Here is a 13,165-nt window from a genome sequence, read left to right as displayed (position 1 = left end):
GCGCCCGGGACCGCCCCTACCCGTTCGGCGTGAAGGTGAGGTGGAGTTCGCTGAGCCCGCGCAGAATGTACGTCGGCTCATAGCTGTAGCGACGGTCGTCGGCCGGGCCGTGCTTCGCCTCGTTGATCTTGATGTCGCTCATCCGGTCCAGGATGCGCTCGATGGAAACGCGGCCCTCCACCCGGGCGAGCGGCCCACCCGGACACGAGTGCACCCCGCGCGCGAACGCCATGTGCTCGCGCACATTCTTTCGGCGGAGGTCGAACTCGTGCGGGTTGTCGAACCGGCGCGGATCGCGGTTGGCGGCGCCAGGCAACACCATGACGACGGTGCCGGCGGGGATGTCGACGCCGCCGATCGTGGTGGCCCTGCGGGCCAGCCGCGAGTCGCTCTTGACGGGGCTGTCCATCCGCAGCGATTCCTCGATGAACCCCGGAATGAGGCTGCGGTCGTCGCGCAGCTGCTGCTGTAAGTCGGGCCGCTCGCCCATCACCTGCAGCGCGGCGCTGAGCAGCTTGGCCGTGGTCTCCTGGCCGGCGGCGAAAAGGAATGTGGCGGAACGAACTACCTCGATGACCTCGGGGGTGGACCCGTCGGGGTACTTCGCCGTCGCCAGCGACGTGAGGACGTCATTGCGCGGTTCGCGTCGCCGGTCCTCGATGTAGGTGCAGAACTTGTCGTCGAGCCACTCCAGCGGGTTGATGCCGACCGACTCGTGGTCCAGCGCGCCCACCCGCGCCTCGGGGCGATCGGCGCCGAGGACGACGCGGAACTCCTTGTGGTCCTCTTCGGGAACGCCGAGCAGGTCGGCGATCACCAAGGTGGCGAACGGTTTCGAGTACTCGCTGATGAATTCGCACTCGCCGTTGGTCAGGAACTCGTCGAGCTGACGGTCGGCGAGGCGCCACATGAACTCCTCGTTCTGCTTCAGCCGGCTCGGGGTCAGCAGCTTGCTCAGCACCGAGCGCGCGCGGGTGTGCTCCGGGGGATCCATCGTCACCATGTGCTCGAACATCGGAAAGTAACTGCGGTGCTGGTCGATCTGGGGGCTGATGTCGTCGCCCTCGGGCTGGAACGGCAGCGGCGGGAACGGCCCGCCGAGCGCGACGATGTTCGAGAACGTGTCGGGGTCCTTGTAGACCTCGCTGGCCTCCTCGTAGCCGGTGACGGCGACGACCTCGTGGTGCGGCAGCCGCAGCACCGGGTTCTGGCCGCGCAGATAGTCGAAGTACGGGTGCGGATCGGGCACCAGGGATTGATCGGTGAAGAAGTCGATCGTGTCGAAGCTGCTCATAGGACTGCGTCTCCCTGGGCTGGGTCTACCGGTGGGGTTCGGCGGCACCGCCGCCCGATTCCGAAAGTCAAAAAATGTGCTGAGCACCTGCTTAGCATGGCGGTATTGTCAGGGTCAAGGTCGCAACGCCGTGCCGCGATACGATCCGTGTGGTCGGCATCTACGCAGAAATACGGAGCAGGGATATGACTTCGGCCCGCAGGATCGGAGCGCCGGACGCGAAGAATCGCGCCCTGCTGCTCGACGCGGCCGAGCGGCTGATGATCGAAGAGGGCTACGCCGCGGTGACCTCGCGCCGGCTGGCGAGCAAGGCGGGTTTGAAACCACAGCTGGTGCACTACTACTTCCGCACCATGGACGAGCTTTTCCTCGAGGTCTTCCGCCGCCGGGCCGAGGAGGGTCTTCAGGCGCAAGCTCGCGCGCTGGACTGCCCTCAGCCGTTGTGGGCGCTGTGGAGATTCGGCACCGATCCCGCGTTCACCCGCATCTCGATGGAATTCATGGCGCTGGCCAACCACCGCAAGGAGATGCGAGCCGAAATCGCTTACTACGCCGAACGATTCCGCGAGGAACAGCGCCGAGCTGTGGCCGCAGCGCTGCAGCGCTACGGGGTGGACGGCGCCGAAATGCCGCCGGTGGTTTGGACGGTCCTGATGACCAGCCTGTCGCGGTTTTTGGTGCTCGAGCAGGCTGTCGGTATTTCCGGCGGTCACGCCGAAACCTTAGAACTGGTCGAAAGTTATCTGCGCCAGCTGGAAGGCGAGCCGCAGCCCATCGAGGACGTGCCTCCCGCCTGGGTGGTTCACCAGGTTCGCAGCGAACAGAGCGCGCCCTTGGGGCCGATGTTGGAGACCACGACCTTTCCGTCCACCGACAGGTCGCACTGAATGCCGCCCTGTGCCAGCGGTTCACGACCGGTGGTCGCGGTGACCATCGCCCACTGATCGGGGTTCAACAGGTTCACCGGCTGAACCCACGGCTTACCCGGGGCGACGTCGGCGTGCACCTGCGGGGTGAACGCGTAGTTGTTGTGGCTGTAGTCGGAGAACAGCGTCGGGTCCTGATCCTGGTAGAAGATGTCGACGTAGGCCGGAACCTTGGCCGAGACGATGTACACGACCTGATGCCAGACCGGGTCGGCGTGTGCGCGTCCGGGGCCAACGAGCAGGCCCGTCAGCCCCAGCAACGTCGCCGAGCCGACGCCCAACAGTGTTTTCGCGGTGCTGATCATGTCGCTCCTTCGGCTGCCGGGCGCGGACTGGCGGTGCGGTTCATCACCCGCTCTGCGGCCTGCCAGTGGGCGTCGGCAACCCACAGCCGTGCAAAGGATGCTATCGCTTCGTCGGGAGAAACGCCGCTGATTACCCGCTTTATCTCCGCCGCCGGGTGGCGGGCCAGCGACGTGGCTATCGATCGCCAGCCCTCGTCGAACGAGGCGCGCGGAAACACCAAATCCACCAAGCCGATCCGCTCGGCTTCGGCGGCGTCGAGGGCGGTTCCCGTGCCGGCCAACAGCAACGCCTTGCTCTTTCCGACGATCGTGGCCAATCGTTCGGCGCCGCCCCAGGCCGGCATGATCTCCAAGGCCACCTGGTTGAAGGCGATCTTGATGTCGTCGGCGGCGATCCGGATGTCGGCGGCCACGGCGACTTCGGCGCCGCCGCCGAAGGCGTGGCCGTTCAGGGCGGCGACGACGGGGGCGGGGAAGGCGGCGAGCTGATCGCAGATGGACCGCATCCGTTTCGCCATTGCCGCGGCGTCCTCTTCGGTGCGAAGCGCGCTCAGCTCCTTGAGATCGCCGCCCGAGACGAACGCCCGATCGCCGGCGCCTTTGATGACCAGGGTTCGCGCGCCGGCCGCGGCGTCGATCGCCTTTTCCAGCTGCCCCATGGTGTCCGGCGCGATGGCGTTGCGCGCGTGGGGGCGATCGATGGTGAGCACCGCAAGCCCGTCATCGAACTCCAGGTCCACCATGCGCATCGCTCCAGTAATTGGGTAAGGCGAAAAGCCGATATTGGCATTCTCTTTCGGGGAGAATAACATCATCGCAGCAGGTCCAGAAGCTCGTCATCCAGGATCGAGGTGGCCCAGTGGGTAACCGAATGGTGGTCGTCGTCGCCGCCGCGCTTGCTGTCGCCGGCCTCGGCGCCTGCAGCCCCAAGGCGCAAACGCAGCTCTCCAGCACCGCCTCGGTGACCGTCAACGGAAACGACGCCAAGATCAACGTCGTCAAGTGCAACCAGTTGGAGTGGTACCGGACGATCGACATCGGCGGCGACTTCGCCGGGGCCAAGGTCGTCATCGACCAACGCGCGGAGCCACTCACCGCTCAATCGGTGCGCATCCAAAATCTCGGCGGCTTCACCGGCATGTATTCGAAGGATGACGGCGGTAGCGCCGACATGAGCCTGAGCGGCGAGAAATTCACGATCACGGGCACGGCCAACGGCTTCAAGACGGACAAGCCGAACGAACCGGCGTCCGCCTCGTTCAAGATCATCGCCAACTGCTGACCCCGCGGGACCGCGCGCCCCGACAGGGGGCACGTTGCGGACGGGCGTCGGTAGAGAATAGTATTCTCACAAATTGCGAAGGAGGATCTCATGGGCCAGTTGTCACACCGGGAGGACGTCCCGTTTCCGATCTTTGATGCGGACAATCACCTCTACGAGCCACCGGAGGCGCTGACCAAGTTCCTGCCCAAGGCGTACAAGGACTATGTCCAGTACGTCCAGGTCAACGGGCGCACCAAGATCGCGATCCGTGGCCACATCAGCAACTACATCCCCAACCCGACGTTCGAGGTCGTCGCCAGGCCGGGTGCCTGGGAGGAGTACTTCAAGTACGGCAACCCGGACGGCAAAACCAAGCGCGAGCTGTTCGGCGAGCCGATGCGCGCGATCCCGGCGTTCTTTGAGCCCGGCCCGCGCCTGGAGAAGATGAACGAGCTGGGGCTGGACCGCACCCTGATGTTTCCGACGCTGGCGAGCCTGCTCGAGGAACGGCTGCGCGACGACCCGGTCGCCATCCACGTCTTGATCCATGCGCTGAACGAATGGCTCGATGATGTCTGGGGCTTCAACTACCAGAACCGGATCTTCACCACGCCGGTCATCACCCTGCCGATCGTCGAAAAGGCGATCGAGGAACTGGAGTGGGCCGTCAAGCGTGGGGCCCGGTGCATCCTGGTCCGCCCGGCCCCCGTCCCCGGCTTCCGCGGCCCGCGGTCGTTCGCGCTGCCCGAGTTCGATCCGTTCTGGGAGCGGGTCGTCGAGCACGACGTGCTGGTCGGCATGCATTCCAGCGACAGCGGCTACTCCCGGTACACCTCGGAGTGGGATGGCGCCGAACAGGAGATGCTGCCGTTCCAAACCAACGCGATGGGCATCCTCAACGAGTGGCGCCCGATCCAGGACGCGGTGGGCTCGTGGGTGATTCATGGTGCGCTCTACCGCCACCCGAAGCTGAAGGTCGCGATCGTCGAGGCCGGTTCGAAGTGGATGACCCCGCTGCTGGACGGCCTGACCGAGGTCTTCCGCAAGGCGCCGGAAGCGTTCCCGAGCGACCCGGTCGAGATGGTGAAGAACCGGATCCACGTGAGCCCGTTCTTCGAGGACGGCATCGATGATCTGATCAACCTCGTCGGCGTGGATCAGGTGCTGTACGGCTCGGACTGGCCGCACCCGGAGGGGCTGGCGGAGCCGACGTTCTACGTCAACGCACTGTCGCACCTGTCGGTCGACGACCAGGCGAAGATCATGGGCGGAAACCTCGGCCGGCTCGTCACGGTGTGACACATACGCCTTGCCGGGCGGTGACGATGCAGAGCGCGAAGCGCGATGAGGTGGGGGAACCTCGCGCTCGCGGGGGAGAGCCGGCCAATCGGATCTGGCAGACCATCCCCGAGATGGTCTTGAGCGCGGCGGACCGCTTCGGCGATGCGGAAGCGATCGTGGACGGTCCGCTGCGCTTCACCTTCTCCGAAGTAGTCGAGCGAATCCGTTGCGCCGCAGGCGCATTCGCGGGCCTTGGTGTCGACAAGGGTGATCGGGTCGCGATCTGGGCGCCCAACTCGGCGGAGTGGATCATCGCGGCGTTCGGGCTGCTCACCGCGGGCGGCGTGCTGGTGCCGGTCAATACCCGGTTCAAGACCGAAGAAGCCGGCGACATCATCGCGCGAAGCGGCGTCAAGGCCGTCCTGGTGCAGAAGGGATTTCTCGGGCAGGACTACACCGCGCCGGCGGGGACACCCGTCATCGACCTGAAGTCCGGCTTTCTTTCCAGCGGTTCGCCATTCGAGCGGGCGGTGAGCGGCGGCGACGTCTCGGACATCATCTTCACCTCGGGCACGACCGGCCGCCCGAAGGGCGCGATGATGAATCATCGCCAAACGCTGCGCATGTATGAGGAATGGGCGACGCTGGCGGATCTGCGCCGAGGCGACCGCTACTTGCAGATCAACCCGTACTTTCACACGTTCGGCCTGAAAGCGGGACTGGTCACGTCCTTCCTGCGCGGAGCGACAATGCTGCCGGTCGCGGTGTTCGACGTCGAGACGGTGGTGGATCTGATTGGGCGCGAACGCATCACGATGCTGCCCGGGCCGCCGACGCTGTACCACTCGCTGCTGACGGTTCAAGACAAGTCCAAGCTGGCGACGCTTCGTGCCGGCGTGACCGGCGCCGCCGACATCCCCGTCGAACTGGTCCGTCGCATCCACGACGAGTTGCCGTTCCAGACGCTGATGACCGGTTACGGGCTCACCGAGGCCGGCAACGTCACGCTGTCCCTGCCCGGCGATTCCTTCGAGGACGTGGCCACCACCGCGGGCGTGCCCTGCGAGGGGGTCGAGGTGCGCATCGCCGACGACGGCGAGGTGCTGGTTCGCGGCTACGGCGTCATGCAGGGCTATCTCGATGACCCGGCCGCCACGGCAGAGGCGATCGACGCCGACGGCTGGCTGCACACCGGAGATCTGGGCAACTTCACGGAGACCGGCCGCCTGCGCATCGTCGGCCGCAAGAAGGACATGTTCATCGTCGGCGGATTCAACGCGTATCCGGCCGAGATCGAAGGCTTCCTGTTGAACCACCCGGCCGTCGCGCAGGCGGCGGTGATCGGCGTTCCCGACGAGCGGCTCGGACAGGTGGGCAAGGCGTTCGTGGTCTGTAAGGACCGCGAAGACGGGCTCAGCGCCGAGGACTTGATCGGTTGGTGCCGCGAACGCATGGCGGGCTTCAAGGTGCCGCGTTCGGTGCAGTTTCTCGACGCGCTGCCCCTCAACGCCACCGGCAAGGTGGTCAAGGACTTGCTCCAGTAGCGCCTTGGCTCCTCTCCATATGCTCGATAAGAGAACCCCATTTCCACTGCTTGTTATGCATTTGTAGAGCGGCGGCGCGCTGGCGCGGCCGGGCCTCTCAGGAAGAGGTGATAACGTGGCTCTCCTGGTCGTCGCGACATTCGCGGCGCAAGAATATCGGCGCAGATGCTCGCCGCTAATGCGCATCCCGAGTAGGGTGGCCCAACGGCGACGACGCCCTCGCTGGGACGCCGTGGCCCGGCCGTCGGCGGACGGAAGCAAACTAGCGCGGGCGAGCGGTAGAGGAGTTTGGCATTGAGTCACGAGCAGCCTCGTTCTCGGGCTGGTGAGCGGTGAGTGGCGGCGCCCGCCAGAATGCCGCTGACACGAAATCGGTTCCGGTGAACGAGGACGAAACCCCAAGCACTGCCGCCGAAATCCGGGCGCTCGCCGACCAGGCCGAGGCGGAAGCCCAAGAAGCGGAAGCCCTTGCCGCCGCCGCTCGCGCCCGGGCCCGCGCCATTCAGTTGCGCCGCGAGGCCCAGCTCGCGGAAGCCAAGCAGCAAGCCACCGAAGAAGCCGCCGCGGCGGAAGACGAGGCGGACGCAACGGAATCCGTCGAGGCCCAAGTGTCCGACTCGGCGCTCGAGGTGGAGGCGGACGAGACCGAGGCCGCGGAAGACGCGCAGGGTGCCGGCAGCGAAGAGCCGGTCGCCGAGGGGGACGCCGACGCTGCCGTCGTCGAGGCCGACGCGCCGGAGCCCGCCGCCCGCCGGCGCCGCCTTTCCGGGCGGCTTCGCCGGCCCAAGTGGTCCACCCTCGCCGCTTCCCTGGCGATCATCGTTACCCTCGTCGCGCTGGCCGGCAGCGGCTACATGATCAAGGAGCATCGCGACGCGGTCCAGCAGCGACAGCGTGCCGCCGAGTTCGTCGCCGCGGCACGCCAGGGCGTCATCACGTTGACGTCGCTGGACTTCAACAACGCCAAGCAGGGCGTGCAGCGCATCGTCGAGAACTCCACGGGCTCGTTCAAGGACGACTTCCTCAAGATGGCCGACGATTTCACCAAGGTGGTGGAGCAGTCGAAGGTGATCTCGCAGGGCAGCGTTCAGGCCGCGGCCGTGGAACTGGACACGATGACCAAGGATTCGGCGGTGGTGCTGGTGGCCTCCACCTCCGAGGTCACCAATGCGGCCGGCGCCAAGCAGGATCCGCGTAACTACCGGCTCATCGTGACGGTTACCCGCGACGGTAGCCAGCTCAAGATATCGAAAGTCGAGTTTGTGCCGTGACCGCAGACGAGAAATCGGTCGAGGAGACCACGGCGGCCGAGGGCAGCACGGAGGCCGAGGAGACCACGAAGGCCGAGGCGCCGGCGGAGGCCGAACCCGCCGAGGACGTCGAGGACTACGACAAAGCGCCGGGACGGTGGAAGCGTCTTGCCGCCCAGGCGAAGACGCGGTCATCCGGCAAGGTCATCCCCGCCATGCTGGCCTTGTTCGTGGTCGCCTCGCTGGCATTGCTGGGTGGGCTTTACTGGTTCTCCTACCGGCCGGACCGGGCGACCGACGCGGCGGCCGCGAAGTCGGCGATCTCGGCCGCCAGCGACGGAACGGTGGCGGTGCTGTCGTATTCGCCCGACACCCTCGACCGCGACTTCTCTTCCGCGAAGTCGCATTTGACCGGCGACTTCTTGTCCTACTACGACCAATTCACCCAGCAGATCGTCGCCCCTGCCGCCAAACAGAAGTCGGTGAAGACCAGCGCCGTGGTGCTTCGCGCCGCGGTGTCCGATCTGCATCCGGATTCGGCCGTGGTGCTGTTGTTCGTCAACCAGAGCACGCAGAGCAAGGATCGGCCGGAGCCGACGTTCACCAACAGCAGCGTGACGGTGACGCTGACGAAAGCTAATGGGAAGTGGCTCATCTCGTCGTTCAACCCGGTTTAGGACAACCACGTTGAGCACCGGCGACATTCACTCGATGGTGATCGCATCGGACTATCGCATCCCGGACCCGACCCGAGTGTGGCCGCTGCTCGAGCGCAATAAGGCGGCGCTCGCCGACATCGGCGCCCACCATGTGCTGGTCTACACGTCCACGCACGACCACGGGCGCGTGCTGGTGATGATCGGGGTGCACAGCCGCGAGCCGATCGTGGAGCTGCTGCGCTCGCGGGTCTTCTTCGACTGGTTCGACGCCGCCGGCGTCGAGGACATACCGGCCGTCTTTGCCGGTGAGATCATCGACCGGTTTGTTCCGCAGCCGTCGCCCAGCCCGGCCGCGCCCGGCGTGGTGGTGTGCGCGATCGCATCTGTCGCGGACGTCGGGACCCTCACCGCGGGATTCCGCTCGGCCATGGACGGGCTCACCCTGGCCGGTGTCCGAAAGACGTCGGTATTCCAGGCTTTTGACGACGAACACGAGGTTCTGATCCTCTCGGAGTTTCCCGACGAGATCGCCGCGCGGCGGTGGATCGACCATCCCGACGCCGCGGCGCAGTGGATGTCGGGCGTGGGCGTCGGCGCCCACCCGCCGGTGTTCGTCGGCCGGCTTTTCGACACGATGCGCATCGAGGGCGACTGAGCGCGGCTTATGTTCGTCTGCCTGTGCAACGGCGTCACCAGCCAGACGGTCGCCGAGTCCGTCGCCGCCGGGGCGTCCACGACCAAGGAGGTCGCCCAGGCGTGTGGGGCCGGCGCCGATTGCGGGCGCTGCCGGCGCACCGTGCAGGCGATGCTGCGCTCGTCAACCCCGGACGCGGCGGGACGCCCGCACTAGGGTTTTCAGCGCCGTGAGTTGCCCTCCGGCGACATCGGCCCGACGAGCTGGCCGAGCAGGTGGGGGATCTCCAGCCGCGGCAGGACCACCTCGACGAAAACCATGCGGTCCTGATGCCTGGCCGCCGCGGTGAATGCGTCGTCGAGTTCGCCGTAGGTCTGCGCCCGGAACGCCAGGTGGTTGGCCACCCCCAGCGCGCGCGGGACATCGGTCCAACTCCAGCTCACAATGTCGTTGTAAGGGGCCGTCTTTCCGTGAATCGCCCGCTCGACGGTGTACCCGTCGTTGTTCACCACGACGATGACCGGGGCCAGCCCCTCGCGGGAGAAGATGCCGATTTCCTGCACGGTCAGCTGCGCGGCGCCATCGCCGATCAGCAGCACCGTCCGGCGGTCCGGATGCGCCACCGCGGCCCCGACCGCCGCGGGCAGCGTGTAACCGATTGAACCCCAAAGCGGTTGGCCGATGAAGGTGACGCCGTGCGGCAACCGGTGATCCGCCATTCCGTAGAACGACGTGCCCTGATCGGCCAGCACCACATTCCCCGGTGTGAGCGCGACGCACAGCCGGTCCCAGACCATCTGTTGGGTGAGCGGTTGATCGCGCGGCGGGGGCGGCGGCAGGGGCGCGGCCGGCGGACACTCGACCGGGGGTGAAGAGACGCCGCGCCGGACCAGGATGTCGGCCAGCGCCTCCAGTGCGGCGCCCATCTCCATCGGCGCGAAAACCTCACCGGCCACACTGCTTTGGTACTGTCCGACGTCGATGGTCCGCGCCGGGTCGATGCGCTGGCTGAAGAAGCCGCTGACCATGTCGGTGAAGACCACCCCCGCCGTCACCAGCACCGGCGCGTCCTCGATCGCGGTGCGCACCCGTTCGGCGCTGGCCGAACCGGCGTAGATGCCAAGGAAATTGGGGGAGCTCTCGTCGAGCAGGCTCTTTCCCCACATCAACGTGGCGTGCGGCACCACGTCCGCCGCCAGCAGCGCCTCGAGCTCCTTGATTGCTTGCAGGCGGTGGACCAGCAAGTCGGCCAGGACGGTCAGCTGATGATCGCCGATGAGTTCGGTCGCGGCGTCGACGAACAGCGACAGTGCGCGGGGGCTGGTGCCACCGGTGTAGCGCGGCAGCGGCGCGTCGGGCGGTTCGGTGGGGAAGCGGGCCACGTCGGTGGACATAAGCAGGTAGCCGGGCCGCTTTTGTTCGCGCACCTCCGACAGCACGCGATCGATCTCCCTGCACGCGGTGGCGGGCATGAGATTGGCTTGGGCGCAGGTGATTTCGCGGCTGATCCGAAAGAAGTGCTCGAAGTCGCCGTCGCCGAGCGAATGGTGCAGCGCGCGCCGGGTGCCCTGCGCGTCTTTCGACGGGCCGCCGACGATGTGCACGACGGGCACGTGCTCGGCATAGCTGCCGGCGATCGCGTTGGTCGCCGAGAGCTCGCCCACCCCGAATGTCGTTACCACGGCCGACATTCCGCGCAGCCGTCCGTAGCCGTCGGCGGCATAACCGGCGTTGAGCTCGTTGGCGCTGCCGACCCACCGAATGGTCGGGTGGGCGACGATATGGTCGAGGAATTCCAGGTTGTAGTCGCCGGGGACGCCGAAGATCTCGGAGACGCCGAGTTCGGCGAGGCGGTCCAATAGGTAGTCACCGACGGTGTAGACGAGGGGATCAGTCACAAGACGACGGTACGCCCGGTCCAAACCGTTCCGCCTGACATGCCGTTTCGGCTATAGCATGCTGGCCATGGCCATCAAAGAATCCCGCGACATCGTCATCGAAGCCAGCCCCGAGGAGATTCTGGACGTCATCGCCGACTTTGAAGCGATGCCCGAATGGTCGGACCCCCACCAGAGCGCGGAGGTCCTCGAGACCGGGGACGACGGCCGGCCCAGCAAGGTGAAGATGAAGGTCAGGACCGCGGGCATCACCGACGAACAGGTGGTGGCCTACACGTGGAGCGGCAACGACGTGCGCTGGACGCTGGTCAGCTCGGGCCAGCAGAAATCGCAGGACGGCAAGTACACCTTGGTTCCCCAGGGCGACGCCACCCTGGTCAAGATGGAGATCAGCGTCGACCCCAACGTGCCGCTGCCCGGCTTCGTGCTCAAACGGGCCGTCAAGGGGACGATCGATTCCGCGACCAAGGCCCTGCGTGAGCGGGTGCTTCAGCTGAAGGGAAGCTAGTCGCGGTGACGAGCGCGGGTCCCCTGGCCGGGGTGCGGGTGATCGAACTCGGCGGCATCGGGCCGGGCCCGCACGCCGGGATGATGCTCGCCGACCTCGGCGCCGACGTGGTTCGGGTGCGACGGCCCGGGGGCCTGACGATGCCACCGGAGGACCGCGACCTGTTGCACCGCGGCAAGCGGATCGTCGACCTCGACGTCAAGTCGCAGCGCGCGGCGCTGCTCGAGTTGGCCGCCAAGGCCGACGTGCTGCTCGACTGCTTTCGGCCCGGCACCTGCGAGCGACTCGGCATCGGACCCGACGACTGCGCGGCGGTCAATCCGCGGCTGATCTTCGCGCGGATCACGGGGTGGGGACAGCATGGGCCGGTGGCCCAGACGGCGGGCCACGACATCAACTATCTGTCGCAGACCGGTGCGCTTTCGGCGCTCGGGTACGCCGACCGGCCGCCGATGCCGCCGCTGAACCTGGTCGCCGACTTCGGTGGTGGTTCGATGCTGGTGCTCCTGGGCATCGCGGTGGCGCTCTACGAGCGGGAACGGTCGGGCAGGGGCCAGGTCATCGACGCCGCGATGGTCGACGGGGTCAGCCTGCTCGCCCAGATGATGTGGACCATGAAGTCCACCGGTTCGCTGCGCGACGAGCGCGAATCGTTCCTGCTCGACGGCGGCGCCCCGTTCTACCGGTGCTACGAGACCTCCGACGGCAAGTACGTCGCCGTCGGCGCCATCGAGCCGCAATTCTTCGCGGCGCTGCTGAGCGGGCTCGGCCTGTCGCCGGATGAGGTGCCCGGCCAGCTCGACATCGCCTCGTATCAACGGATGTACGACACCTTCGCGAAGCGCTTCGCCAGCCGGACCCGCGACGAATGGACGGAAATCTTCGCGGGCACCGATGCGTGCGTCACCCCGGTGTTGACCTGGAACGAGGCCGCCACCAACGACCATCTGAACGCCCGGTCGACGGTGATCACCGCCCATGGCGTCGAACAGGCCGCTCCCGCGCCGCGCTTCTCCCGAACCCCGGCCGGCCCGGTCGGGCCGCCACCCGCGACGACCACGCCGCTCGGCGAAATCGGCTGGTAAGCAGAGATTTACGGCGAACCCCACCCGCGCGTGGGGCGCTGGGGTTACCTTGTTCTTTAGTGGCCGTAAAAGCATCACGGGAATTTGTCGTAGACGCGCCGCCGGAAGTGGTCATGGAGGCGCTGACAGATGTCGGCGTCCTTTCATCGTGGTCGCCGCTGCACAAACACGTCGAGGTGATCGACCGTTATCCCGACGGCCTGCCACACCACGTCAAGACCAAAATCAAGATTCTGGGGCTGGTCGACAAAGAGATCCTGGAATATCACTGGGGCCCCGACTGGGTCGTCTACGACGCCAAGCGGACCGCCCAACAGCATGGCCAGCACATCGAGTACAACCTCAAGCCCGAGGGCCTCGACAAGACGCGCGTGCGTTTCGACATCACCGTCGAACCGGCCGGGCCCATTCCGGCGTTCGTCGTCAAGCGGGCCACGGAAAAGGTTCTCGACGCCTCGGTGAAGGGGCTCAGCGAGCTGTTGACGGGCGGCGGGGAATCGGGCGGTGCGACTTAGCC

Annotated in this window: 15 protein-coding genes; 11 read left to right on the top strand and 4 right to left on the bottom strand. The window is 66.6% G+C overall.

What is annotated here, in order from left to right; translation table 11 throughout:
* Positions 1 to 16 precede the first annotated feature (16 nt).
* Positions 17 to 1,294 carry a cytochrome P450 gene (locus A5655_RS14005; protein ID WP_067010992.1) on the bottom strand — a complete coding sequence of 426 codons (1,278 nt, stop codon included), beginning with the start codon at positions 1,292 to 1,294 and terminating at the stop codon, positions 17 to 19.
* Positions 1,295 to 1,479: 185 nt separating this feature from the next.
* Here A5655_RS14005 and A5655_RS14000 point away from each other — a divergent pair, with 185 nt between their 5' ends.
* A complete protein-coding gene (locus A5655_RS14000; protein ID WP_067010991.1) occupies positions 1,480 to 2,181 on the top strand; it encodes a TetR/AcrR family transcriptional regulator in 702 nt (233 codons plus the stop codon).
* On the opposite strand, the gene A5655_RS13995 is transcribed toward A5655_RS14000, so the two are convergent.
* Positions 2,097 to 2,525 carry a hypothetical protein gene (locus tag A5655_RS13995; RefSeq protein WP_067010985.1) on the bottom strand — a complete coding sequence of 143 codons (429 nt, stop codon included), beginning with the start codon at positions 2,523 to 2,525 and terminating at the stop codon, positions 2,097 to 2,099. The genes A5655_RS14000 and A5655_RS13995 overlap by 85 nt on opposite strands.
* Positions 2,522 to 3,268, bottom strand: a complete 747-nt coding sequence (locus A5655_RS13990) for an enoyl-CoA hydratase/isomerase family protein (protein ID WP_067011274.1) — start codon at positions 3,266 to 3,268, stop codon at positions 2,522 to 2,524. The genes A5655_RS13995 and A5655_RS13990 overlap by 4 nt, the downstream gene beginning before the upstream one ends.
* Positions 3,269 to 3,384: 116 nt before the next feature.
* Between A5655_RS13990 and A5655_RS13985 the strand changes: the two genes are divergently transcribed.
* The 7 genes from A5655_RS13985 to A5655_RS13955 all read left to right on the top strand — a co-directional run bounded on the left by A5655_RS13985 (position 3,385) and on the right by A5655_RS13955 (position 9,373).
* On the top strand, positions 3,385 to 3,807 hold the full coding sequence (locus tag A5655_RS13985) for a lipoprotein LpqH (RefSeq protein WP_067010983.1): 423 nt from the start codon (positions 3,385 to 3,387) through the stop codon (positions 3,805 to 3,807).
* 90 nt (positions 3,808 to 3,897) lie between these two features.
* A complete protein-coding gene (locus tag A5655_RS13980) occupies positions 3,898 to 5,088 on the top strand; it encodes an amidohydrolase family protein (RefSeq protein ID WP_067010981.1) in 1,191 nt (396 codons plus the stop codon).
* A gap of 26 nt (positions 5,089 to 5,114) precedes the next feature.
* Positions 5,115 to 6,614 carry a FadD3 family acyl-CoA ligase gene (locus A5655_RS13975; protein ID WP_082978667.1) on the top strand — a complete coding sequence of 500 codons (1,500 nt, stop codon included), beginning with the start codon at positions 5,115 to 5,117 and terminating at the stop codon, positions 6,612 to 6,614.
* Between the two features lie 380 nt (positions 6,615 to 6,994).
* Positions 6,995 to 7,885 carry a hypothetical protein gene (locus tag A5655_RS13970; RefSeq protein ID WP_231999166.1) on the top strand — a complete coding sequence of 297 codons (891 nt, stop codon included), beginning with the start codon at positions 6,995 to 6,997 and terminating at the stop codon, positions 7,883 to 7,885.
* Positions 7,882 to 8,541: a twin-arginine translocation pathway signal gene (locus A5655_RS13965; protein WP_067010977.1), complete on the top strand. Its 660-nt coding sequence runs from the start codon at positions 7,882 to 7,884 to the stop codon at positions 8,539 to 8,541. Before A5655_RS13970 ends, A5655_RS13965 begins: the two co-directional genes overlap by 4 nt.
* A gap of 10 nt (positions 8,542 to 8,551) precedes the next feature.
* A complete protein-coding gene (locus A5655_RS13960; protein ID WP_067010975.1) occupies positions 8,552 to 9,178 on the top strand; it encodes a fatty-acid--CoA ligase in 627 nt (208 codons plus the stop codon).
* Between the two features lie 9 nt (positions 9,179 to 9,187).
* Positions 9,188 to 9,373 (top strand): bacterioferritin-associated ferredoxin, encoded by a 186-nt coding sequence (locus A5655_RS13955; protein WP_067010972.1) that lies wholly within the window; start codon positions 9,188 to 9,190, stop codon positions 9,371 to 9,373.
* 5 nt (positions 9,374 to 9,378) lie between these two features.
* Here A5655_RS13955 and A5655_RS13950 read toward each other — a convergent pair whose 3' ends face one another.
* Positions 9,379 to 11,079 (bottom strand): alpha-keto acid decarboxylase family protein, encoded by a 1,701-nt coding sequence (locus tag A5655_RS13950; protein ID WP_067010970.1) that lies wholly within the window; start codon positions 11,077 to 11,079, stop codon positions 9,379 to 9,381.
* A gap of 43 nt (positions 11,080 to 11,122) precedes the next feature.
* Between A5655_RS13950 and A5655_RS13945 the strand changes: the two genes are divergently transcribed.
* The 3 genes from A5655_RS13945 to A5655_RS13935 are packed head-to-tail and all read left to right on the top strand — an operon-like array spanning position 11,123 to position 13,163.
* A complete protein-coding gene (locus A5655_RS13945) occupies positions 11,123 to 11,563 on the top strand; it encodes an SRPBCC family protein (RefSeq protein WP_067011272.1) in 441 nt (146 codons plus the stop codon).
* Between the two features lie 5 nt (positions 11,564 to 11,568).
* Entirely contained in the window at positions 11,569 to 12,648 is a 1,080-nt protein-coding gene (locus tag A5655_RS13940; protein WP_067010968.1) for a CaiB/BaiF CoA-transferase family protein, read from the top strand.
* A gap of 59 nt (positions 12,649 to 12,707) precedes the next feature.
* Complete coding sequence (locus A5655_RS13935) at positions 12,708 to 13,163, top strand: SRPBCC family protein (RefSeq protein ID WP_067010966.1); 456 nt, start codon at positions 12,708 to 12,710, stop codon at positions 13,161 to 13,163.
* Positions 13,164 to 13,165 lie beyond the last annotated feature (2 nt).

Origin of the sequence: Mycobacterium sp. 1081908.1, assembly GCF_001673535.1 — a bacterium.
Taxonomy (GTDB): Bacteria; Actinomycetota; Actinomycetes; order Mycobacteriales; family Mycobacteriaceae; genus Mycobacterium.
Note: the sequence above shows the minus strand (reverse complement) of the source record. Positions and strands in the feature narration are given on the sequence as shown.

Coding starts and splice junctions, on each gene's coding strand:
- A5655_RS13975 (WP_082978667.1), top strand. CDS start 5,115: ATGCAGAGCGCGAAGCGCGATGAGGTGGGGGAACCTCGCGCTCGCGGG.
- A5655_RS14005 (WP_067010992.1), bottom strand. CDS start 1,294: ATGAGCAGCTTCGACACGATCGACTTCTTCACCGATCAATCCCTGGTG.
- A5655_RS13980 (WP_067010981.1), top strand. CDS start 3,898: ATGGGCCAGTTGTCACACCGGGAGGACGTCCCGTTTCCGATCTTTGAT.
- A5655_RS13995 (WP_067010985.1), bottom strand. CDS start 2,525: ATGATCAGCACCGCGAAAACACTGTTGGGCGTCGGCTCGGCGACGTTG.
- A5655_RS13990 (WP_067011274.1), bottom strand. CDS start 3,268: ATGGTGGACCTGGAGTTCGATGACGGGCTTGCGGTGCTCACCATCGAT.
- A5655_RS14000 (WP_067010991.1), top strand. CDS start 1,480: ATGACTTCGGCCCGCAGGATCGGAGCGCCGGACGCGAAGAATCGCGCC.
- A5655_RS13955 (WP_067010972.1), top strand. CDS start 9,188: ATGTTCGTCTGCCTGTGCAACGGCGTCACCAGCCAGACGGTCGCCGAG.
- A5655_RS13945 (WP_067011272.1), top strand. CDS start 11,123: ATGGCCATCAAAGAATCCCGCGACATCGTCATCGAAGCCAGCCCCGAG.